Origin of the sequence: Burkholderia sp. RF7-non_BP4 (assembly GCF_001521935.1) — a bacterium.
Lineage (GTDB): Bacteria > Pseudomonadota > Gammaproteobacteria > Burkholderiales > Burkholderiaceae > Burkholderia > Burkholderia diffusa.
The window spans coordinates 271,855-294,874 of sequence record NZ_LOTA01000025.1 but is presented as its reverse complement, the minus strand read 5'-3'; the positions used below and the strand labels follow the sequence as shown (position 1 = coordinate 294,874).

Below are 23,020 nucleotides of genomic sequence, written 5' to 3'. Positions count from 1 at the left end.
CCGTCAATGCGATGCCATGCTGACGCGGGCGAGCATCCGGCCGAGCCACGGCATGAAGCGGCCGACGAAGCGCAGCGCGTGCGCCTCGGTGCCCACGGCCACGACCGGCCGGTTGCGCAGCACGCCGTCGACCATCGCCTGCGCGACGGTTTCCGGCTTCAGGCCGCGCATCTGGTACAGCTTCGTCGCGCGTTTGCGCAGCCGCGCCTCGTCCTGTGCGTTGGCGCCCGCGTATTGCGTCGACGCCATGATTCCGGTTTCCGCGAAGCCGGGGCAGACGGCCGTCACGCCGATGCCTTTTTCCGCGAGTTCCGCGCGCATGCATTCGCTGAGCATCAGCACGGCGGCCTTCGTCGTCGCGTACGCGGGCAGGTCGCGCGACGGCCCGAACGCGGCGGCCGACGCGGTGTTGACGATGTGGCCGCCCGTGCCGCGTGCGGCCATCTGCTGCGCGAACAGCCGCGAGCCGTGGATCACGCCCCACAGGTTCACGTGCAGGATGCGCTCCCAGTGCCGTTCGCTCGTGTCGAGAATGCCGCCGGCCATACCGATGCCCGCGTTGTTGATCACGACGTCGGCGCCGCCGAGTTCGCTGCCGACCCATGCCGCGAGCGCTTCCATCTCGTCGGCGGAGCCGACGTCCACGCGTTTCGCATGCGCCTGCGCGCCGGTCAGCCCGAGCAGCAGCGCGGTGCGCTCGGCGCTCGCGAGATCGATGTCGCACGCGACGACGGTCGCGCCTTCGCGGGCGAACGCGAGCGCCGCGCAGCGGCCGATGCCGCTGCCCGCGCCGGTGACGACCGCGACCTTGCCGCTGAAGCGGCCGCTGGTCGCGCGGCGGCGTGCGTTCGCGAGCGCGGGCGGCTCGTCGCCCGATTCGACCGCGTCGATCAACTGTTCGGCGAGGCCGGCGAAGCGCGCGGGATCGGCGAGCGGCAGCCAGTGGCCGGCCGCGACTTCGCGGCGGTAATACTGCGGCACCCAGCGCGACAGGTTCTCGGACAGCGCCGGGCTCACGTATTTGTCGCCGAGCGGCACGATCGTCTGCACCGGCGCGTGCGCGTAGCGCTCGCGCGGCGCGAACAGGCAGCGGATGAAATTCGCGCGATAGAGGCGCACGCCGCGCGCGCCGTCGTCGGCCTGCGTCGCGCGCGGCGTGGCGGGGGTTTTCTCGACCCGGCGCAGCAGGCCCGGCCATGCGCGGCCGAGCCACAGCCGCCAGCCGAGCTCGGGGATGAACGGCAGATGGAACAGATACACGTACCACGAGCGCACGAGCTGCCCGCCGAGCCTGGCCAATGACGCGGGCGTCGGATGCAGCACGCGTTCGCGCAGCCAGAAGCCGACGTGGTCGAGGCACGGCCCCGAGCACGACGTATACGACGCGATGCGGCCGGCGAGCCGCGGATCCGTGACGAACTCCCAGCCCTGGATCGAGCCCCAGTCGTGCGCGATCAGGTGCACCGCGCGGCCGGGGCAGAGCGCGTCGATCACCGCGATGAAGTCGTCGGTCAGCTTCGCGAGGTGGTAATCGGCCGTGCGCTTCGGCGCGCCGGACAGGCCCGCGCCGCGCACGTCGTAGGCGATCACGTAGTGCTTGCGCGCGAGCAGCGGCGCGACGTGCTGCCAGACGCTGCTGTCGTCGGGGTAGCCGTGCACGAGCACGACCGGCGAGCGGGCCGGGTCGCCCCAGGTCCTGACCGCGAGCGTCAAGTCGCCGGAGGCGACGGCCGTCTCGCTGTGAACCGATTCGAACAGGGCCAGCGGCGCTTCATCGGAAAGAGGCTGCATCGTGTGTCCGTCGTTCAGGGATTCGGTGGAAGGCGGCGTTCGTGTCAGGCGGCCGCCGGCACGCTCGCGACGGCCTGCGCGCGTTCGGCCTGGCGGCGCTGCCAGCGGCGCACGTGCGGCAGGTCGTCGTCGAGCCAGTACGCGTCGTCGTCGGTGATCACCAGCAGTTCCTCGAATTTCGCGCCGACGCCGGCGAAGCCGAGATGCGGCTCCACGGCCCACAGGCCCGGCACCGGCGCGTGTTCGGAGCGGCGGTCGATCGACCACAGCGGCGACCAGCCCTGCTGCTTCGCCGCGCGGCCCTGATCGAGCAGCAGGTTGCGCGTCGCGTTCAGCCCGAAGCGCGCGACGAAGCGCGGTGTCGACAGCTTGTGGATCTTCGCGACGCGATGCGCGAGCACCTTGAACGGATAGGCCTTGTGGCGCGGCTCGACGCCCTGGCGGCGACACAGCGCGTCGACCGCCTGCGCGACCTCGGCCATCGGGCGACGCTCTTTGACCAGCCGCACGATCATGTCGCGATGGTCCATCAGGTCGTCCTGCAACTGTTCGAGGATCGGGTTGTTGCCGAGGCAGTGCGCGTAGCCGACGTCCGCGACGATCCCGTCGAGCACGGGCGCGACGTCGAGGATCACGGGCATGTCGGTCTCGAGCTGGCGGTTGCTCGGGAAGAACGCGAGGTTGAAGCCGCCCATGTGCTTCAGGCCGGAGAAGCCTTGGAACGCCGTGCGGTCGCCGAACCATGCGAACGGCTTGTGCAGCCAGTCGTGCACGCCGTTGTCCTGCAGCCATTCGGTCAGCAGGCGCGCGGCTTCCTTCTCGGTGATGCCGGGGTAGAGCATCGCGCCGACGGTCTCGACGCAGCGATAGGCAAGCTGCTGGACCGCGCGGAATTGCGGCAGCTCGTCGAGATGGACTTCCGGCAGCGGATGATCGGGCATGTTGCGTCTCCATGTGTCGGCCTGCGTTCGGCGACGCGGGCGAATTATTCAGTCAGCATTTAATGTGTCATTGACCGATGTAAAGATCATAGCCGGTTCGACGTGGCGCGGAGGTGAGGGCTTCTCCTAATGAAGGCCGAAATGGAGGGGACGCTCTAGGTTTTCGGCGGTCGGGGCCGGATGGCCGTCGCCGTGCACGTGGCCGGTGCGGGAGGGCCGGCCGGAGCGCGTGTGCGGTGGCGGCGCCGGCCCGGTATGTCGCGCCGGATCAATTCCCCGTCGTGTCGTGGCGAGACGCTGTCAAATTGCCGAAATAATTTCGTCACATCATTCGCCCCCGATTCGAAGCCTTTCCGGCTTCGCGGAGCGGGTGTGCCGCGCGTTGCGCGGGGCAGCGACCCAAGCCGATTCGACCATTCCACGGAGAGAGACCATGCAACGCCGCAAGTTCATGAACACCCTTGCCGCTGCGACCGCTGCGACGCCGCTGATGCTCAAGGCCGGCATGGCCGGCGCGAAGAGCGCGACCGCGCCGGACGCGCTCGACCCGGGCCGCTGGTCGCCGTTCAACGCCGCGCGCCTGCAGGCGGTGCTCGACCGGCACGGCGTCGCGAGCGCGCGCTACGACGGAAAGCGCCGCCCGTACGCGGTGTTCGACTGGGACAACACGTGCATCATGAACGACTGCGAAGAGGCGTTACTGATGTACCAGATCAATCATCTGCAGTACAAGCTGACGCCGGACGAGTTCGTCGGCGTGATGTGGAAGGACGTGCCGAAGGGCGCGTTCATGAAGGACTACACGACCGTCGACGGCAAGCCGGTGACGATGGAGGATCTCGCCGCCGACGTCGAGTCCGACTACCGTTGGCTTCATGCGAACTACAAGGGCCTCGGCGGCGACAAGAGCCTCGACGAGATTCGCGAGACCGACCAGTTCAAGGATTTTCGCGCGAAGCTGTACTTCATGTACGACGCGATCTGCGACACGCATCCGCTCGAAGTCGGCTACAAGTGGATCATCTACTTCTACAAGAACATGACGACCGCCGAGCTGCAGGCGATGGCGGAAGCGTCGAACAACTACGGTATCGGCGACGCGCTGCGCAAGGTCCGCTACGAAAGCCCGAAGACGCTGCCGGGCAAGGCCGGCGTGGTGGCCGACACGCATTTCCACGGCATCCGCATTCACGAGGAAATCCGCGCGGTGATGCACACGCTGCGTGCGAATGGCATCGACGTGTACGTGAGCACCGCGTCGCTCGACGATGTCGTGCGCGTATTCGCCGGCAATCCGAACTATGGCTACGGCGTGCCGCCCGAGAACGTGATCGGGCTGCGGCTCGACATGCAGGACGGCAAGTACACGAGCACCTATCCGGCCGGCTGGCATTTCAACTGGGGGCCCGGCAAGACGGTGGGCATCCGCAACGTGCTCGCGTCGAAGAAGGGCTACGGCCCGCTGCTGGTGTTCGGCGACAGCGACGGCGACGCGTGGATGCTGCGCGACTTCAAGGACACCGCGGCCGGCGTGATCGTCAACCGGATGAAGAAGGGCGAGATCGGCGCGGACAGCAAGCTCGCGGCCGAACAGATCGGCAATCCGGATGCGCGTTTCCTGCTGCAGGGCCGCGACGAGCACACGGGCCTGATGATCCCGGACGAGAAGTCGATCAAGTACGGCAAGACGGATCGCAAGCTGCTGGCTTGACGCGTGGCGGGTGCCGGGCCGCCGCGGCCCGGCACCCGCGCGTCTCACCGCTCGCGCGGCGGCCCCAACCGATCCAGCAACGCGCTCAGCAGATCCACCGGCAGCGGAAACACGATCGTCGAATTCTTGTCCGCCGCGATCGTCGTCAGCGTCTGCAGGTAGCGCAGCTGCATCGCCTGCGGCTGCTGCGCAAGCCGCTGCGCCGCCTGCAGCAGCTTCTCCGACGCCTGCAATTCGCCTTCCGCGTGAATCACCTTCGCGCGCCGTTCGCGTTCGGCCTCGGCCTGCCGCGCGATCGCCCGGATCATCGTTTCGTTCAGGTCCACGTGCTTGATCTCGACCGTCGACACCTTGATTCCCCACGCATCGGTCTGCGCATCGAGCGTCTTCTGGATGTCGGCATTCAACTGCTCGCGCTCGGCGAGCAACGCGTCGAGTTCGTGCTTGCCGAGCACCGCGCGCAGCGTCGTCTGCGCGAGCTGGCTCGTCGCCTCGAAGAAGCGCGCGACCTGGATCACGGCCTTCTCCGGATCGACGACGCGGAAATACACGACCGCATTGACCTTCACCGACACGTTGTCGCGCGTGATCACGTCCTGCGCGGGCACGTCGAACACGACGGTGCGCAGGTCGATCCGCACGACCTGCTGGACGATCGGGATGATCAGCACGAGCCCCGGCCCCTTCACCTTCCAGAACCGGCCGAGCATGAACACGACGCCGCGTTCGTACTCGCGGAAGATGCGGATCGACGATGCGACCAGCACCACGACGAAGACGATCAGGACGCCGCTGAAGCCGAACGTGTAGCCCATCATGACGGTGCTCCCTGGTGTTGTTGTTCGTGTGCCGGCACGTCGTAGAGCGGCGCGACGGTGAGCGTCAGCCCGTGGCGGCCGGTGACGCGCACGCGGCAGCCGGCGGCCAGCGGCGTGCTGCTCGCGACGCGCCAGCGCTCGCCGTGCACGCGCGCCCAGCCCGCCGCCGACGGGGCGGGGCCGGCCGCGTCCTGCGGCTGGTCGGCGCGCAGGCCGTCGTCGAGCACTTCGCCGATGCTGCCGACCATCGCCTCGGCGCCCGTCACGACCGGCCGCCGCCGCGCGCGCAGCGCGACGCTCGACACGCCGGCGACGAGCAGCCCGCCGCCGACCGCGAGGCCCGCGATCACCTGCCACGGAATGCCGTAGCCGGGCACGTCGGTATCGATCAGCATCAATGCGCCGATCGTGAACGATACGATTCCGCCGAACCCGAGCACGCCGAAGGTCGGCAGGAACGCCTCGGCGACGAGGCAGCCGAGGCCGAGCAGCACGAGCCCGAGGCCCGCATAGCTGATCGGCAGCAATTGCATCGCGAACAGCCCGATCAGCAGGCAGATGGTGCCGGCGACGCCCGGCAGCACGAAGCCGGGATTCGCGAATTCGAAGAACAGACCGTAGATGCCGATCGTCAGCAGGATCAGCGCGACGTTCGGATCGGCGATGATCGACAGGAAGCGGCTGCGCCAGTCGGGCGCGAGCACGACGAGCGGCGCATGCGCGGTCGCGACGTGCACCGTGCCGGCGGTCGTCGTCACGGTGCGGCCGTCGAGCTGGCGCGCGAGGTCGGCCGGATCCTGTGCGATCAGGTCGACGACATGCTGCGCGCGCGCCTCGGTCGCCGACAGGCTCAAGGCCTCGCGCACCGCGCGCTCGGCCCATCCGGCATTGCGTCCGCGCAACTGCGCGAGGCCGCGGATGTACGCGGCGGCGTCCTGGGTCGCCTTGCGGATCTCGGTCGACTGCGTATCGTTCGGCAACTCGGCCGGCGTCGCGGATGCGCCCGATGCGCCGGCCGCACCCGATGCGCCGGCCGGCGGCGGTCGGGGCGCGCCCGGCGTCCCTGGCGCACCCGGCGCGCCGCCGCCGATGCCGAACTGCACCGGCGACGCCGCGCCGAGATTGGTGCCGGGCGCCATCGCGGCGATGTGGCTCGCGTAGACGATATAGGTGCCCGCGCTCGCGGCCCGTGCGCCGCCCGGCGCGACGAACGCGGCGACCGGCACCGGCGAGCCGAGGATCGCCTTGATGATCTGCCGCATCGACGTGTCGAGGCCGCCCGGCGTATCGAGTTGCAGGATCGCGAGCGGCGCGTGCTCGCGCGCCGCGCGCTCGAGCGAGCGGACGATGAAGTCGGCGCTGGCCGGCCCGATCGCGCCGTTGACCGGAATCACGAACACCGGCGGCGCGGCCGCGGGTGCGGCGGCGGGAGGCGGGGCGGCAACGGCCGCGCACACGACGAGCAGCGCCGCGAACAGCGCGGCGCGCGCGACCCGCGCGGACAGCGGGTGACGGGGGCGGGCGCCGGGCGATGCAGGTGCCGGCGACGGCCCATGACGGTGAATGCGCATCGGGGCGTCCGGGCGGCGCGCGGCCGCACGCCGTCCGGCTCGCGGAAAGGGCGTTGGCCCGATATTTGAAGATTAGGCGGTTTCGGCGGAAAGCGCGAAGGCGACGCGGCAGGCCGCGGAATCAGCCGGCGCCGCCGCGCGCGAGCGCTTCTTCCCGATATTCGGCCGGGCTGCGCCCGCTCCATTTGCGAAACGCGCGGTAGAACGCGCTCGGTTCGGCGAAACCGGTGGCCGCCGCGACGTCGGCGATGGTCCGCGACGGATCGGCCAGCGCCTCGAACGCGAGGTCGCGCCGCAGCGTGTCCTTGATCGCCTGGTACGCATGGCCTTCCTGGTGCAGCTTGCGGCGCAGCGTCGCCTCGGCGACGTGCAGCCGCGCGGCCATCCCGTCGGCGCCCGGCCACGCGGCGGGCGGCATGCCGCGCAGCACGGTGCGCACGCGTTGCGCGAGCGCGTTCGGGTTGCGGTACTTGACGATGAAGCTGGCCGGCGCGTTGCGCAGAAACGTTTTCAGCGTCCTGGCGTTCTGCACGACGGGCAGCGTCGCGAATTCGGGATCGAAATCGACATACGAATCGGGCTGGTTGAACCGCATGTCGTCGCACAGCATCGACGGATATTCGTGGTCGGCCGGCGGCGTGTCGCAGCGGAAGCTCGCGTGCAGCAGCGGGATGCGCCGCCCGATCAGCCAGCAGGTCAGCCCGTACACGATGATGAAATAGGTCGCGTACGTGAACATCGCGGGCGTCGCGGTGCTGTTGCGGTGCACGAAACGCAGCCGCACGCGCTGCGGGTTGGCGTCGAGTTCCGCGTGCAGGTCGTCGAGCACGCAGTGCATGAAATTCACCGCGCGCGCCATCGCGTGCAGCCCGTCCTGCGCGGACAGCGCCGCCTGGCTCATCGCGATGAAGCTGCCGCTGCGCATCGGATGGCGATCCTGCCCGAAAAACTCGTCGTCGAGCGCGCGCGCAATGGCGTTCCATAGCGCGCCGTATTGCTGCGCGGACACCCGTGCACGCGGCTGCACGAGCAGCGCCGGCGCGATGCCGGCCTGCGCGAGCAGCGGCTCGGCCGCGACGCCGCGCCGGGTGGCGAGCGCCACGCTGTAGGCGACGAGGCTGATCGCGACGGTTCCCTTGTCTTCCTGCTTCATCGAAGCCGCCGGTATGGCAAAAACGCTCAGTGTAAATGAGCGGCGCGAGCATCGAACAGTCGCGCGCGCTTGCCTACACTTGTTGCATCGAAACGAAAGGTCGGTCGCGGCACGCGGCCGCGGGAGACAGCAGCGCCATGGACGAGCTTTACACCGAAGACCAGCGGATGATCCGCGACGCCGCGCGCGCTTTTGCCACCGAGGTGCTGGCGCCGAACGCCGCGCAGTGGGACCACGACGCGCACCTGCCCGACGCCGTCGTCGCGCAGCTCGGCGAACTCGGCCTGCTCGGGATGATCGTGCCGCAGGAGCTGGGCGGCGCGTATACGGATTACGTCGCCTACGCGCTGGCGATGGAGGAAATCGCCGCAGGCGACGCCGCGTGCGCGACGATGATGAGCGTGCACAACTCGGTCGGCTGCGGGCCGATCCTCGGCTTCGGCACGCCCGCGCAGAAGGATCGCTGGCTGGCCGAGATGGCGGCGGGCCGCATCATCGGCGCGTTCTGCCTGACCGAGCCGCAGGCCGGCTCCGAGGCGCACAACCTGCGCACGCGGGCGGAACTGCGCGACGGCAAGTGGGTGCTGAACGGCGCGAAGCAGTTCGTGACCAATGGCCAGCGTGCCGGGGTCGCGATCGTTTTTGCCATGACCGACCCGGAAGCCGGCAAGCGCGGCATTTCCGCGTTCCTGGTGCCGACCGACACGCCCGGCTTCATCGTCGGCAAGCCGGAAAAGAAGATGGGCATCCGCGCATCCGACACCTGCCCGATCACGTTCGAGAACTGCGCGATTCCGGAAGAAAACTTGCTCGGCAATCGCGGCGAAGGATTGAAGATCGCGCTGTCGAACCTGGAAGGCGGGCGCATCGGCATTGCCGCGCAGGCGCTCGGCATCGCGCGCGCCGCGTTCGACAAGGCGCGCCGCTATGCGGGCGAGCGCGTGCAGTTCGGCAAGCCGATCGCCGAGCATCAGGCGATCCAGCAAAAGCTCGCCGACATGGCCACGCAGATCAACGCGGCGCGCCTGCTCGTGCATCACGCGGCGAAGCTGCGCACGGCCGGGCTGCCGTGCCTGTCCGAAGCATCGCAGGCGAAGCTGTTCGCGTCCGAAATGGCCGAGCGCGTGTGTTCGGATGCGATCCAGATTCACGGCGGTTACGGCTATCTCGCCGATTACGAAGTCGAGCGTCACTATCGCGACGCGCGCATCACGCAGATCTACGAGGGCACCAGCGAAGTGCAGCGGATGGTGATCGCGCGACAGCTTTGAGTCCTGAATCGCGACGCGCGCGCCATCGGCAATCACACAAACCAATAAGGCAGGCAAACAGGCAGGGCACGAGGGCAGCGCGGCAAACGCGGCACGCAACGACGTGACCGTGCGCCGCGCGACACGGAACCGTGCATGCGCCGCGGCGCGTGCCCGGTTGACCGCTGGGCATGGAGACTCGAGACGGAGACGACACGATGACGGTACAGGCATTCCTGGACGCACGCGACTTTCTGCTGCGCCATCGCACCGACTACGAAACCGCGTACCGCGATTTCGAATGGCCGGTGCTCGATGCGTTCAACTGGGCGCTCGACTACTTCGACCCGATGGCGCGCGGCAACGACAAGCCCGCGCTGTGGATCGTCGACGCGGCAACCGGCACGGGCGACCCGTATTCGTTCGCGCAGATGTCCGAGCGCTCGTCGCGGATCGCGAACTGGCTGCGCGGCATCGGCGTCGTGCGCGGCGACCGGATCCTGCTGATGCTGCCGAACCGTGTCGAGCTGTGGGACGCGATGCTCGCCGCGATGAAGCTCGGCGCGATCGTGCTGCCCGCGACCACGCAGCTGTCGGCCGACGACGTGCGCGATCGCGTGCAGATCGGCGGCGCGAAATACGCGATCGTCGACGAGAGCGAAACCGCGAAATTCGAACAGGCCGATCTTGGCCTCACGCAGAAAATCGTCGCCGGCGCGCCGCGCGCGGGTTGGCTCGCGATGAACGACGGCTACGCGGCGAGCGCCGCATTCGAGCCGGACGCCGTCACGCACGCGAACGATCCGATGCTGCTGTACTTCACGTCGGGCACGACGTCGAAGCCGAAGCTCGTCGAGCATACGCACCGCACCTATCCCGTCGGGCACCTGTCGACGATGTACTGGGTCGGCCTGCAGCCGGGCGACATTCACTGGAACATCAGCTCGCCGGGCTGGGCGAAGCATGCGTGGAGCTGCTTCTTCGCGCCGTGGAACGCGCAGGCGTGCGTGTTCGCGTTCAACTACGCGCGCTTCGAGCCGAAGGTCGTGCTCGACGCGCTCGTCAAATACCAGGTGACCACGCTATGCGCGCCGCCGACCGTGTGGCGCATGCTCGTGCAGCAGCCGCTCGCGTCGTTCGACGTGAAGCTGCGCGAGATCGTCGGCGCGGGCGAGCCGCTGAATCCCGAGATCATCGAGCGCGTGAAGAAGGCGTGGGGCATCACGATTCGCGACGGCTACGGCCAGACCGAGACGACCTGCCTGATCGGCAACACGCCGGGTCAGCCGGTCGTCGCCGGTTCGATGGGCCGCCCGCTGCCCGGCTACCGGATCGCGCTGCTCGACCCGGACGGCGCGCCCGTCGGCGAAGGCGAGGTCGCGCTGCCGATCGGTGCGGGCGTGATGCGTCCGGTCGGGCTGATGACGGGCTACGCGAACAATCCCGACGCGACGGCCCACGCGATGCGCGATGGCCATTACCGCACGTCGGACATCGCGATGCGCGGCGACGACGGCTACTACGTCTACATCGGCCGCGCGGACGACGTGTTCAAGTCGTCCGACTACCGGCTGAGCCCGTTCGAACTGGAAAGCGTGCTGATCGAGCATCCGGCGATCGCGGAAGCGGCCGTCGTGCCGAGCCCGGACCCGGTACGGCTGTCGGTGCCGAAAACCTTCATCACGCTGCGCCAGGGCTACGAGGAAAGCCCCGCGCTGGCGCTGGAGATTTTCCGCTTCTCGCGCGAGAAGCTCGCGCCGTACAAGCGCATCCGCCGCCTGCAGTTCGCGGAGCTGCCGAAGACCATCTCCGGGAAGATCCGCCGCGTCGAGCTGCGCCGCCGCGAGATCGAGCGCGGCGACGATGCGGCGACGCGGATGCCCGGCGAATACTGGGAAGAAGATTTCGCCGCGGAACTGAAATGACCTGTCGCGGGCCATGCGCGCCGCATGTCGCGGCCGTCGCCCGCAACACCGATCGAACCGGCCGCGCGTGGCATGACGCTACACGGCCCACTGCAAGGAGAGTGCATCGATGAACGCGAATCCGACGCCCCGCACGGGGCAAGACGTGCCGACGGTCAAGCTGCTGATCGACGGCGCCTTCGTCGAGTCCACCACGAGCGAGTGGCGCGACATCGTCAATCCGGCGACGCAGCATGTCCTCGCGCGCGTGCCGTTCGCGACCGTCGCGGAAGTCGACGCGGCCGTGCAGGCCGCGCACGCCGCGTATGCGACGTGGAAGAACACGCCGATTTCCGCGCGCATGCGCATCATGCTGAAGTTCCAGGATCTCGTGCGCGCGAACCTGCAGCGCATCGCGAAGACGCTGACGGCCGAGCAGGGCAAGACGCTGCCCGACGCCGAAGGCGACATCTTCCGCGGCCTCGAAGTGGTCGAGCACGCATGCTCGGTCGGCACGCTGCAGCTCGGCGAATTCGCGGAGAACGTCGCGGGCGGTGTGGACACCTACACGCTGCGCCAGCCGCTCGGCGTGTGCGCGGGCATCACGCCGTTCAACTTCCCCGCGATGATTCCGCTGTGGATGTTCCCGATGGCGATCGTGTGCGGCAACACGTTCGTGCTGAAGCCGTCGGAGCAGGATCCGATGTCGACGATGGAACTCGTCGAACTCGCGATCGAGGCCGGCGTGCCGAAGGGCGTGCTGAACGTCGTGCACGGCGGCAAGGAAGTGGTCGACGCGATCTGCACGCATCCGCTCGTGAAGGCGATCTCGTTCGTCGGCTCGACGGCCGTCGGCACGCACGTGTACAACCTCGGCAGCCAGCACGGCAAGCGCGTGCAGTCGATGATGGGCGCGAAGAACCACGCGATCCTGCTGCCCGACGCGAACCGCGAGCAGGCGATCAACGCGCTGGTCGGCGCGGGCTTCGGCGCGGCCGGCCAGCGCTGCATGGCGACCTCCGTCGCCGTGCTCGTCGGCAACGCGCGCGACTGGCTGCCGGACATCGTCGCGAAGGCGAAGCTGCTGAAGGTCAACGCGGGCTCGGAAGCGGGCACCGACGTCGGCCCGGTGGTGTCGCGCGGCGCGAAGGCGCGCATCCTGTCGCTGATCGACACGGGCATCAAGGAAGGCGCGAAGCTCGAACTCGACGGCCGCGACGTGAAGGTCGCCGGCTTCGAGGAAGGCAACTTCATCGGGCCGACGATCTTCTCCGGCGTGAAGACCGACATGACGGTCTACACGCATGAAATCTTCGGGCCGGTGCTGGTCGTGATGGAAGTCGACACGCTCGACGAAGCGATCGCGCTCGTCAATGCGAACCCGATGGGCAACGGCGTGGGCATCTTCACGCAGAGCGGCGCGGCCGCGCGCAAGTTCCAGAGCGAGATCGACGTCGGCCAGGTCGGCATCAACATTCCGATTCCGGTGCCCGTGCCGTTCTTCAGCTTCACCGGTTCGCGCGGCTCGAAGCTCGGCGATCTCGGCCCGTACGGCAAGCAGGTCGTGCAGTTCTACACGCAGACGAAGACGGTCACCGCGCGCTGGTTCGACGACGACACGACGGCCGGCCCCGTGAACACGACGATCCGGCTGCATTGAGCCGGGGAGGACACGAACATGAAGATCGGATTTATCGGACTGGGTCACATGGGTGCGCCGATGGCGCTGAACCTCCTGAAGGCCGGCCACGAAGTGCACGCGTTCGACCTGAGCGCCGACGCGTTGCGCGCGCTGCAGGACGCCGGCGCGCAGGTGGCCGCGTCGCCGCGCGATGCGGCATCGGGCGCGGCGTTCGTGATCACGATGCTGCCGGCCGCGCCGCACGTGCGCTCGGTGCTCGCCGGCGAGAACGGCGTGCTGGCCGGCCTCGGCGCCGGCGCGACCGTGATCGATTCGAGCACGATCGACCCGGCGAGCGCGCAGGCGTTCGGCGCGCTCGTGCGCGAGCACGGCGGCGCGTTCGTCGATGCGCCCGTGTCGGGCGGCACCGGCGGCGCGGCGGCCGGCACCCTGACCTTCATGGTCGGCGGCAGCGACGCTGATTTCGAGCGCGTGAAGCCCGTGCTCGCCGGCATGGGCAAGAACATCGTCCATTGCGGCGCGACGGGCATGGGGCAGGTCGCGAAGGTCTGCAACAACCTCGTGCTCGGCATCTCGATGGCGGCGGTGTCGGAGGCGATGTCGCTCGGCGTCGCGCTCGGCATCGATCCGAAGGTGCTGGCCGGCATCGTCAACACGTCGACGGGCCGCTGCTGGAGCTCGGATACCTACAACCCGTATCCGGGCGTGATCGACACCGCGCCGTCGTCGCGCGGCTACAGCGGCGGCTTCGGCACCGACCTGATGCTGAAGGATCTCGGCCTCGCGAACGACGCCGCGAAGCAGGCGCGCCAGCCCGTCTATCTCGGCGCGCTCGCGCAGCAGCTTTACCAGACGATGAGCAGCCGCGGCGACGGGCAACTCGATTTCTCGGCGGTGATCCGCCTGTACCAACCGGCCACGAAGAAGGACGCCTCATGATCGAACTGGACTACGTCGACGACGGCGCGATCGCGTGCGCGACGCTCAAGCGTCCGCCCGCGAACGCCTTTACCGCCGACGGGCTGCGGCAACTGCAGGACACCGTCGCCGAATTGAACGCGAACCCGCGCGTGCGCGCGCTGGTGATCACCGGCGACGGCCCGAAGTTCTTCAGCGCGGGCGCCGATCTCAACACGTTCGCCGACGGCGACCGCGCGGTCGCGCGTGCGATGGCCGCGCGCTTCGGCGCGGCGTTCGAGGCGCTGCATGACGCGCGCGTCGTGACGATCGCGGCGATCAACGGCTACGCGATGGGCGGCGGCCTCGAATGCGCGCTCGCGTGCGACCTGCGGATCGCCGAGACGCACGCGCAGATGGCGCTGCCCGAACCGTCGGTCGGCCTGCTGCCGTGCGGGCTCGGCACGCAGACGCTGCCCTGGCTCGTCGGCGAAGGCTGGGCGAAGAAGATCATCCTGGCCGGCACGCGCGTCGACGCGTCGACGGCGCTCAGGATCGGCCTCGTCGAGGACGTGGTCGAAAGCGGCGCGGCGCGCGATGCGGCGCTGGCGCTCGCGCGCAACGTCGCGCGGCAGAGCCCGCACGCGGTTGCATACAGCAAGGAACTGATCGGCCTCGCGCGCCGCGGCGTGCCGCGCGGCGCGGCGCTCGCGGTCGAGCGCGAACGCTTCGTCGACCTGTTCGACACGAACGATCCGCGCGAAGGCGTGGCCGCGTTTCTCGGCAAGCGCGCGCCGCAATGGCATACCGATGGAGAGCCGCAACGATGAGCACGCCGGTCACGACTCATGGCAGTTTCGTGGAGCCCGCACCGGAGGTGCTGTTCCGCGTGGTGAACCGCGTGGCGCTCATCACGCTGAACCGGCCGGCCGCGCTCAATGCGTTGTCCTATCCGATGATCGGCGAGTTGGCCGCGCACCTCGAACGCTGCCGCACCGACGACCAGATCGTCGCGGTCGTGCTGCGCGGCGCGGGCGAGAAGGGCTTCTGCGCGGGCGGCGACGTGCGCGCGCTGCACCGGATGGTCGCGCAGCGCGAGACCTGGCTGCCGTTCTTCGTCGACGAATACCGGCTCGACTACGCGATCCATACGTTCCCGAAGCCGATCGTCGCGCTGATGGACGGCGTGACGATGGGCGGCGGAATGGGCCTTGCGCAAGGCGCGGCGCTGCGCGTCGCGACCGAGCGCAGCAAGATCGCGATGCCGGAGACGCGCATCGGCCTCGTGCCCGACGTCGGCGCGACGCATTTCCTGTCGCGCATGCCGGTCGAACTCGAACTGTACGTGGGGTTGACGGGCGCGATGCTGTCGGGCGCCGATGCGCTGACCGCGAAGCTCGCGGACCTGTGCGTGCCGTCGTCGTGGCTCGATACGTTCGAGACGCGCATCGAGAGCGTCAAGTGGGACGGCGACGTGCTGCCGGCGCTGCGCAAGGTGTTCGAGCCGCCGTGCAACGTCGTGCCGCATTCGGCGCTCGACAGCCAGATGGCGTGGATCGTCCGTCATTTCGACAAGCGCTCGACCGTCGAACGGATCGTCGCGACGCTGAAGCAGGATCTTGAACGCGACGAGCTGGCGCGCGAGCATCGTCAATGGCTGCAGGCGACGCTCGACGCGCTCACCGGCCATTCGCCGACGATGCTGTGCGTGACACGCGAAGCGCTGCTGCGCGGCCGTCAGATGACGCTGGCCGAGTCGTTCCGGATGGAACTCGGCATCGTGGCGCGCGCGATCGAGGAGGGCGACTTCTGCGAAGGCGTGCGCGCGCATCTCGTCGACAAGGATCGCAAGCCGCGCTGGGCGCCGGCGTCGCTCGTCGAGTTGCGCGCCGAGCGCGTGCGGCATTTTCTGACGTCGCCGTGGAAACTGTTCGCGCATCCGCTCGCCGATCTCGGCGCGGCGTGAAGTGACGCGATGTGCCGACGCGCCCATGCGGCGCGTCGGCTTCAATTCATTTTTCCGCGCTTTCGCGCTCAGCGCTCGATCATCGGCGGCACCGCCTGCACGAGCGCGTCGATCACGCAGCGCGTCTTGCGCGGCAGGTAGCGCGTTTTCGGCCAGATCGCGTGGATGTCGCCTTCGCACACGAAGCAGCGATCGAGCACGACGACCATCTCGCCGCGCTTCACGTAATGATCGAGCAGCCAGCTCGGCAGCCACGCGATTCCGAACCCCGAGGCGCCTGCCGCCGCGATTGCCTGCACGTCGTCGAAACTGAGCTGGTGCGGCATGTCGATGCGCACCGTCGAGCCGTCCGGCGCGCGCAAGTCCCACGGCTGCACGACGCCCGAACGTGAATACGCGATCGTCCGGTGGTGCCTGAGGTCGTCGAGCGATTGCGGTATCCCGTAGCGCGCGAGATACGACGGCGCCGCGCCGAGACTGCCGTATTGCGTGCCGAGCCGCCGCACCGCGAGGCTCGTGCTGTCCGCGAGCGTGCCGATCCGCACCGCGAGGTCGATCCCTTCCTCGATCAGATCGACGAAACGGTCCGTGATCGACACGTCGATCCGCAGATGCGGATAGGTGCGCGCGAGGTCGAGCACGATCGGCGTCACGCAGTGATGCCCGAATGCGAGCGGCACGCTCAGCCGCAGCTTGCCGCGCGCTTCGTTGCGGCCGCTATCGAGATCGGCTTCGGCCGCTTCCAGCTCCGCCAGCGCGCGCACGCAGCGGTCGTAGTACGCCTGGCCGTCGTCGGTCAGGCTCTGGCTGCGGGTCGTGCGCTGCAGCAGCCGCGCGCCGAGCCGCTTCTCGAGCCGCGCGATCGCCTTGCCGACCGCCGAGCGTGTCATGTCGAGCCGTTCCGCGGCGAGCGCGAAGCTGCCGGATTCCACGACCTGGACGAAGGTCGTGACGCCGTCGAGTCTGTCCGTCATGGCAGGATGGGTTGATTGCGTCCTGTGATTCCCCAGTCTGGAGAAATGGTCGCGTCAATGGGGAGGGAAATTCTCACTATAGTACCGATTCCCGTTCAGCGTGCGTTGCCGGCCGCACGCGGCGCATCTTTCTTATCTGGAGGCGCGCGGCCTGTCGCGGGCCGTCGCGCAATACGCATGACGCTATCCGACTCCCGCAGGAATGCGGTCGCGCTCGCGGCCGTCTGTCTCACGTCGCTGATGTTCGGCCTCGAGATATCGAGCGTGCCGGTGATCCTGCCGACGCTCGAACACGTGCTGCATGGCGACTTCAACGGCATGCAGTGGATCATGAACGCGTACACGATCGCGTGCACGACGGTGCTGATGGCGGCCGGCACGCTCGCCGACCGGTTCGGCCGCAAGCGCGTGTACGTGATCGGCACCGTGCTGTTCGGCGCGACGTCGTTGCTGTGCGGGCTCGCGCCGAACGTGCCGGTGCTCGTCGCGGGCCGGCTGCTGCAGGGCGCGAGCGGCGGCGCGATGCTGATCTGCCAGATCGCGGTGCTGTCGCACCAGTTCCGCGAAGGGCGCGAGCGCGGGCGCGCGTTCGGAATCTGGGGGATCGTGTTCGGGATCGGTCTCGGCTTCGGGCCGATCGTCGGCGGCGCGATCGTCGCGCTGGCGTGCTGGCCGTGGGTGTTCCTCGTGCATGCGCCGCTCGCGGCCGTCGCGCTCGTGCTGATCGGCGGCGCGGTGCAGGAGTCGCGCGATCCGCATGCGGGCACGCTCGACGTCGCGGGCATCGTCACGCTGTCGCTGGCCGTGCTCGGTCTCGCGTTCTATATCACGCAGAGCGCGGAGCTGGGGCTCACGAGCGCGGCCGGGCTTGGCGTGCTCGGCGCGACCGTGCTCGCGCTGGCCGGCTTTTTCGTCGCGGAGCGCACGAGCGCGCGGCCGATGTTCGACTTTTCCGTGTTCCGGATTCGCGCGTTCACCGGCGCGATCTTCGGCTCGATGGGAATGAACTTCAGCTTCTGGCCGTTCATGATCTACCTGCCGATCTGGTTCCAGGTCGCGCTCGGCTACGACAGCGTGACGGCCGGCCTCGCGCTGCTCGCGTACACGCTGCCGACGCTCGTCGCGCCGCCGGTCGGCGAGCGGCTCGCGCTGCGCTACGGGCCCGGTGTCGTGATTCCGGGCGGACTGTTCACGATCGCGGCCGGGTTCGCGCTGATGCGGATCGGCAGCGGCGTCGAGCCTGCCAGCTGGCTCACGATGCTGCCAGGCTGCGTGATCGCCGGCATCGGGCTCGGGCTCACCAATACGCCCGTCACGAACACGACGACGGGCGCGGTGCCGAGTTCGCGGGCCGGGATGGCGTCGGGCATCGACATGAGCGCGCGGATGATCTCGCTCGCGCTGAACATCGCGGCGATGGGCTTCGTGCTGGTCGCGGGGATCGTCGCGAGCCTGAAGGCGGGCGTCGCGGGGGCGGTCGATGCGGGGACGCTGCGCATGCTGGCGCAGCAGATCGCGTCGGGCCGCACCGACGGGCTGCAGGCGATCGCGCCGGCGCTCGCAAAGGCCGACCCGACCGGCACGGCGCTGCACGCGGCGCTCGTGCACGGGTTCGGCTGGGTGATGGTGTACGGCGCGGCCGGCGTGGCCGTGCTCGCGACCGCGAGCGCGGTGGCGTTCGCGCCGGCAAGGCGCAGGGCGGCGGTGTGCGAATGATGCGCGCAGTGTCGCGCGCGGCCGGTTCCGCGCGCTTACGTGCCGTCGCCGCGAGCGTCGATCCGGCGTTGCGTGTCCGCGTCGACGATCGCGCGGATCGCGCCGAACAGCGGCGCCGCGTCGGTGTAGCGCCGACCGTAGCCGAGATTGAACGCGTAGTCGAAATCCGGCGGATTGCTGCCCTGGTTGTGCTGGAGGATCGTCTCGAGCTTGTCGAGTGCCTTCGCGGCGCGCGCCTCGGGTGATGCCGCCGCCTCGTATTCGTCCCACAGCGCGACGATCTCGTCGCGCAGCGCGCGATCGAGCCCGGCCGTCAGCGTCAGCAGGTCGTCGCGTTCATGCGTGCTCTTGTCCGGATGCGCGGCCTGCTCGATCGCGGGGATGTCGCCGTGCAGCGCTTCGCCGAGATCGTGGACGACGCACAGCTTCAGCAGCTTCGTCGTGTCGACGTCGGGCAGCGCATCGGCGAACACGAGCGCCATCAGGCTCAGCCGCCAGCTGTGTTCGGCCGTGCTTTCGGCGCGCCCGGTCGACGTATGGCCGCTGCGCAGCACGTTTTTCAGGCGTTCGGCTTCGCGCAGGAAATCGAGCCGCGCGTGGATCGTGTCGAGGTTCATGGCAGTGAAGTGCTTGAATCGAGCCCTCAAGCGTACGTCGCGCGGACGCGATGCGTCCACGCATGAAATATGCGCGCCGCGCTTGCTACAGCGTTTCGACGAGCCGCGCGGCGGAGCCGTCCGACAGCGTCATCCGCGTCCATCGGCAGGTGCTGCCACGGATCGGCACGATGCGCGACGCATTGGCGCCGGTCGCGAACTCGACGCTCGGCGGCCCCGCGCGATCGTGCCAGCCGAGCGGGTCGAGCGCGGCTTCCATGCGGACGATTTCCGGCGTCGCGTAGCGCCACAGCGATGTGCCGAGCAGCGTCGGCAGCGGCCGCGAAAACTCGGCCGCGCGTGACGGCGAACACGCGAGCAGACGGTGCGTGAGATCGCACACGAGATGCATGCGGGCCGTGCTGCTCGCGATCAGCCGGGCGAGCGCGTGGTCGCCGGCCGAATCGAGACGCGCGGCAAGCAGCCGCTCGGCCATCGCGCGCTCGTCGGGCGACATCTGCTGGATGCCGGCTTCCCAACGCGAAATCGTCGATTGCGCGACGCCGAACAACTCGGCCGCGTGGCTCTGCTTCATGCGATGCAGCGTGCGCCAACGCTTGAGTTGCGGGCCGAGCGGCGGGGTGTGAAGCGGTGAGGCGGGCATGTTCGTGTTCCGTTCGGGATGCGGGCCGTGCTGGCGCCGCGTTGCGAAATGGATGAATCGGCCGTTATTCCGGGGGTGCCTGGATCACGAAGAGCGTGACGTCGGGCGTTCTGACTCGCCGGAATTGTTTTCGCCAGGCTTTCAACCAGCTCCTCCATATCTTATTATTCGGCGAAAGCGGAGCGCGCCGGCTGCCGTTGTTCATGTCGAGGCATGATGCGGCGGTCGGCATGACAGGAGATGCGTGCCAGCGCGTATCCCGAAAAAACATACGAGGGCGCCATGGTACGACTGGTCTTGCTGCTGCTGGGCATCGAATATCTGCGAACGCGCTGGCGCGGGCTGACCGTGCTGGGCTGGCTGTGGGTCGTCGCGGGCGTCGGCATCTTCGTCGACGCGCTCGACGGTGCGCTGCATTTTCCGATCGAACTGTTCGCTTGGCTGTTCCTGATCGAGGGGCTCGCGACGCTCGCGGTGGCCGGCAGCGGCGTCGGCGGGCAGCGCATCCTGCGCTACGTGAAGGGCATCGCGGTCGTGGTGGCCGCAGGGCTCGTGTTCGCGGGCCATCATCACGGCCACTTCCTGTTGTCGATGATCTTCGGCACGCTGTTCCTCGTCGACGGGCTGCTGCAGTGCACGTCCGCGTGGATGGTGCGTTACCGGCGCTGGAACGTCGCATTCGCCTGGGGCGTCGTCGAAATCCTGCTCGCGGTCTTCTTCTATCAGCCGTATCCGACCCATTATGTGGGCACCGTGCCGTACTGCCTCGGCCTGCTGCTGATGTTCGGCGGGATGCACATGTTGAGCCTTGCCGCGCGCGTGCGGCGGCTGACGCGCAACCCCGTGTTCGTCACGTCGCCGGCGCCGTCGATCGTGCCGGACATCGACGCGGCGCCCGACATCCCTCGCTTCACGCAATCCGAATGGGACGGCCCGCCGGCCGACCACGAGCACGCGCTGACCGTGCACGTGTGGACGCCGACCGGCACGTCGAAGGCCGAAGCCCAGCGCTATCCGGTGATCGACCGCTACATCGCGGCGGTGGACGTCAACGGCGTGATCTCCACCGGTCATGCGGCGCTGGAGTCGCCCGAGGGCATCTACATCAGCCTCTACCCGGCCGTCGAGATCGATCGTTCTCCGGATGAATTCACGCGGATCCTGCGTGCGACGCGCGAGAACGACGTGCCGGGCCTGTTTCAGCCCGACTATGCGACCGAGTCGAAAGCGTGGTGTCCGTCCACCGTGCGCGTGCGGATCCGCAATTACGATCCGGCGAAGCTGGCCGCATTCTGGTCGTCGTATCGGCAGACCGTCACATACAACCTCACGCACCGCAACTGCTCGAGCACCGTGTCGAATGCGCTCGAAGCGGCGCTCGACGGCGCGGTGTGGCGGCTCGGGGGCACGCGGGCCGGGTGGGGCGCATTCATCCGGCTGCTGCTCACGCCCGAGCTGTGGGTCGCCGCGCAGATCCGCAAGCGTGCGGTGACGATGGCCTGGACGCCCGGGCTCACGCTCGACTATGCGCGCGCGCTCAGCATGCTCGCCGATCCGCGACCGTTCGCGTGGTGGAAGGTCGCGCGCTCGGCCGTGAAGGCGATCATGGCGTCGCGCCGCGCGTGGCGCGAGCAGGACAGTGCGGCGCTGTCGCCGGGTGGATCGGAAGCCGCGTCGGTGAAATAATCGCGTGGCGCCGGTCTCGCGCGTGCGTGCACGCAGCTCGGTAGCGGGTCGTCAGCGCGGGGGTGTCGTCGGTGAGCACATGGCTTCGCCCGTTTCCGATCTCGACGCGGTAGGGCATGCCTGGCCGGGTGGGCGTCATCGTGGGGAGGATCCGTTGCAGGAAACAAGAGGTTCGGCGTTGCACTACGAATTCCTTCGTCCACCTTCATATTGATGCAACGTTGCGCAGGCAACAATCGCGGGCAGACATTCGACAATCTTGCGGCGCATCCCGCGACCGCAAGCCTTTTCCGAGGAAACGCCATGCTCAAGACGCTCGCCCGCGCCGCGGCCGCACTCGCCGTCGCATCCGCCTCGTTGCACGCCGTCGCGCAGACCAGCTACGACTACCTGTTGCTCGCGGCTTCGTGGGAGCCCGGCTTCTGCGCGTCGCACGACACGCCGGAATGTACGAACCTTTCCGGCACGTACGCGGCGACGAGCCTGTCGCTGCATGGCCTGTGGCCGAACAGATATGACGGCAACCAGCCGTTCTACTGCGGCGTGCCGCAGAGCGACGTCGATCTCGACAACGCGCACCAGTGGTGCAGCATGGATGCGTATCCGGTCAGCACCGCGACCCGCAACACGCTGTCGACCTACATGCCGGGCGTGGCGTCCTGCCTCGACAAGCACGAATGGTTCAAGCACGGCACCTGCTCGAATTCGGCGTCGCCGGACGCATACTGGAACGAGGCGGCCGGCATGATCAGCCGGCTCGGCAACACGTCGTTCAACGCGTTCCTGCAGGCGAACGCGGGTAAGACCGTGACACGCAATCAGCTGTTGTCCGCGTTCGAAGGCGCGTTCGGCAGCAATACGCGCAGCGCGGTGTCGCTGAAGTGCACGAAGACGAACGGCGTCAGCTATTTCACGGAAGCGTGGATCGCGGTCAAGACGAATGCGACTACCCAGTTTCCGAGCGCGGCGTCGCTCGTGACGGACGGGAATACGCAGGGCACGTGCCCGACGTCCGGCGTGTATATCGCGAAGTAACGCGCGAAGTTGCGCGGGGAGCGCCGGTCGGGTGCGTTCCGGCCGGCGTGGTGCGGGTGTTGCGTGTCTATGCGAGCAGTCGCAGTGCATCCGCGAGCGACAACACCGTCGTGCGCGTCTCGAACGCCGTCGCGAACAGGTGCTCGTGCACGACCTCATCCGGGTCGTAGCAGCAGTCCTTCACCGTATACAGCCGGAAATCCGCATCGCTTGCGTGCGCAACCGACGACAGCACGACGCCGGTCGACGCGATCCCGACGAGGATCAGCGTGTCGATGCCCTGCGCGACGAGCCGTGCCTGAAGGTCGGTGCGAAAGAACACGCTCGCGCGATGTGCGATGGTCAGCGGCTCGTTGTCCAGCCGCCCGAGTTCCGGGCACAGGCCGTCGTCGATGAACAGGCCGAGTTGCTTGATTCCTTGGCCGTTCTTGTTGCGTGGACTGACCTCCGGATAGCCGGGGCTGAAGTGGAGATTCGCGAAACAGACGTGGACGCCGCCCGCCCGGGCTGCATCGCACAGCTTGCGCGTGTTGGCGAGCAGGGTGGGGGCGACCGATGGAAAGAGACCGAGGATGTCGGTCTGGTAGTGCATGACGATCAGTGCGGTTTGCGCGGGCACGATCGGGGGAATCGGTGTGCGCGTGCGGCTTTCCGCGTTTGCGTGATGAGTCGTTGCGAGATCTGAAGCGTGTTCCGGTTGCATGA

The 23,020-nt window shown here is 68.5% G+C and carries 19 protein-coding genes; 10 read left to right on the top strand and 9 right to left on the bottom strand.

Features of this window, described 5'->3' with window-relative positions; translation table 11 throughout:
* Positions 1-3 precede the first annotated feature (3 nt).
* On the bottom strand, positions 4-1,791 hold the full coding sequence (locus WS49_RS09585) for an SDR family oxidoreductase (protein WP_059527031.1): 1,788 nt from the start codon (positions 1,789-1,791) through the stop codon (positions 4-6).
* A gap of 44 nt (positions 1,792-1,835) precedes the next feature.
* A complete protein-coding gene (locus WS49_RS09580) occupies positions 1,836-2,732 on the bottom strand; it encodes a M24 family metallopeptidase (RefSeq protein ID WP_059527029.1) in 897 nt (298 codons plus the stop codon).
* Between the two features lie 433 nt (positions 2,733-3,165).
* On the opposite strand from WS49_RS09580, the gene WS49_RS09575 reads away from it, so the two are divergent.
* Positions 3,166-4,443, top strand: a complete 1,278-nt coding sequence (locus tag WS49_RS09575) for a haloacid dehalogenase-like hydrolase (RefSeq protein WP_059527026.1) — start codon at positions 3,166-3,168, stop codon at positions 4,441-4,443.
* Between the two features lie 44 nt (positions 4,444-4,487).
* Here WS49_RS09575 and WS49_RS09570 read toward each other — a convergent pair whose 3' ends face one another.
* The 3 genes from WS49_RS09570 to WS49_RS09560 all read right to left on the bottom strand — a co-directional run bounded on the left by WS49_RS09570 (position 4,488) and on the right by WS49_RS09560 (position 7,985).
* Positions 4,488-5,261, bottom strand: coding sequence for a slipin family protein (locus tag WS49_RS09570; RefSeq protein WP_059527023.1), 774 nt, complete (start codon positions 5,259-5,261; stop codon positions 4,488-4,490).
* Positions 5,258-6,832 (bottom strand): NfeD family protein, encoded by a 1,575-nt coding sequence (locus WS49_RS09565; RefSeq protein WP_059527020.1) that lies wholly within the window; start codon positions 6,830-6,832, stop codon positions 5,258-5,260. The genes WS49_RS09570 and WS49_RS09565 overlap by 4 nt, the downstream gene beginning before the upstream one ends.
* Positions 6,833-6,953: 121 nt before the next feature.
* Positions 6,954-7,985, bottom strand: coding sequence for an AraC family transcriptional regulator (locus tag WS49_RS09560; RefSeq protein ID WP_059527017.1), 1,032 nt, complete (start codon positions 7,983-7,985; stop codon positions 6,954-6,956).
* A 137-nt stretch (positions 7,986-8,122) separates the two neighbouring features.
* Between WS49_RS09560 and WS49_RS09555 the strand changes: the two genes are divergently transcribed.
* The 6 genes from WS49_RS09555 (at position 8,123) to WS49_RS09530 (ending at position 15,644) form a co-directional block, all read left to right on the top strand.
* Positions 8,123-9,256, top strand: coding sequence for an acyl-CoA dehydrogenase family protein (locus WS49_RS09555; RefSeq protein WP_059527243.1), 1,134 nt, complete (start codon positions 8,123-8,125; stop codon positions 9,254-9,256).
* Between the two features lie 197 nt (positions 9,257-9,453).
* Positions 9,454-11,160: an AMP-binding protein gene (locus WS49_RS09550; protein ID WP_059527014.1), complete on the top strand. Its 1,707-nt coding sequence runs from the start codon at positions 9,454-9,456 to the stop codon at positions 11,158-11,160.
* A gap of 109 nt (positions 11,161-11,269) precedes the next feature.
* Positions 11,270-12,799, top strand: coding sequence for a CoA-acylating methylmalonate-semialdehyde dehydrogenase (locus WS49_RS09545; protein ID WP_059527011.1), 1,530 nt, complete (start codon positions 11,270-11,272; stop codon positions 12,797-12,799).
* 18 nt (positions 12,800-12,817) lie between these two features.
* Positions 12,818-13,720 carry a 3-hydroxyisobutyrate dehydrogenase gene (gene mmsB / locus WS49_RS09540; protein WP_059527008.1) on the top strand — a complete coding sequence of 301 codons (903 nt, stop codon included), beginning with the start codon at positions 12,818-12,820 and terminating at the stop codon, positions 13,718-13,720.
* A complete protein-coding gene (locus WS49_RS09535) occupies positions 13,717-14,508 on the top strand; it encodes an enoyl-CoA hydratase (protein WP_059527004.1) in 792 nt (263 codons plus the stop codon). Before mmsB ends, WS49_RS09535 begins: the two co-directional genes overlap by 4 nt.
* On the top strand, positions 14,505-15,644 hold the full coding sequence (locus tag WS49_RS09530; protein ID WP_059527002.1) for an enoyl-CoA hydratase/isomerase family protein: 1,140 nt from the start codon (positions 14,505-14,507) through the stop codon (positions 15,642-15,644). Before WS49_RS09535 ends, WS49_RS09530 begins: the two co-directional genes overlap by 4 nt.
* A 68-nt stretch (positions 15,645-15,712) precedes the next feature.
* On the opposite strand, the gene WS49_RS09525 is transcribed toward WS49_RS09530, so the two are convergent.
* Positions 15,713-16,618, bottom strand: a complete 906-nt coding sequence (locus tag WS49_RS09525; protein ID WP_059526999.1) for a LysR family transcriptional regulator — start codon at positions 16,616-16,618, stop codon at positions 15,713-15,715.
* 177 nt (positions 16,619-16,795) lie between these two features.
* Between WS49_RS09525 and WS49_RS09520 the strand changes: the two genes are divergently transcribed.
* A complete protein-coding gene (locus tag WS49_RS09520) occupies positions 16,796-18,334 on the top strand; it encodes an MFS transporter (protein WP_059526997.1) in 1,539 nt (512 codons plus the stop codon).
* A 35-nt stretch (positions 18,335-18,369) separates the two neighbouring features.
* Here the strand turns inward: WS49_RS09520 and WS49_RS09515 are convergent, their stop codons facing one another.
* Both WS49_RS09515 and WS49_RS09510 read right to left on the bottom strand, forming a co-directional pair.
* Positions 18,370-18,951, bottom strand: a complete 582-nt coding sequence (locus tag WS49_RS09515) for an HD domain-containing protein (protein WP_059526994.1) — start codon at positions 18,949-18,951, stop codon at positions 18,370-18,372.
* An 85-nt stretch (positions 18,952-19,036) separates the two neighbouring features.
* The gene (locus WS49_RS09510; RefSeq protein ID WP_059526991.1) at positions 19,037-19,594 is read right to left on the bottom strand and encodes a helix-turn-helix domain-containing protein; all 558 of its coding nucleotides are present in this window, start codon (positions 19,592-19,594) and stop codon (positions 19,037-19,039) included.
* 282 nt (positions 19,595-19,876) lie between these two features.
* Here WS49_RS09510 and WS49_RS09505 point away from each other — a divergent pair, with 282 nt between their 5' ends.
* Together WS49_RS09505 and WS49_RS09500 are read left to right on the top strand one after the other, a co-directional pair.
* Complete coding sequence (locus WS49_RS09505) at positions 19,877-21,280, top strand: HdeD family acid-resistance protein (RefSeq protein WP_059526988.1); 1,404 nt, start codon at positions 19,877-19,879, stop codon at positions 21,278-21,280.
* A gap of 303 nt (positions 21,281-21,583) precedes the next feature.
* Positions 21,584-22,315: a ribonuclease T2 gene (locus tag WS49_RS09500; protein WP_059526985.1), complete on the top strand. Its 732-nt coding sequence runs from the start codon at positions 21,584-21,586 to the stop codon at positions 22,313-22,315.
* A gap of 67 nt (positions 22,316-22,382) precedes the next feature.
* Here the strand turns inward: WS49_RS09500 and WS49_RS09495 are convergent, their stop codons facing one another.
* Positions 22,383-23,018, bottom strand: a complete 636-nt coding sequence (locus tag WS49_RS09495; protein WP_059526982.1) for an isochorismatase family cysteine hydrolase — start codon at positions 23,016-23,018, stop codon at positions 22,383-22,385.
* Between the last annotated feature and the right edge of the window lie 2 nt (positions 23,019-23,020).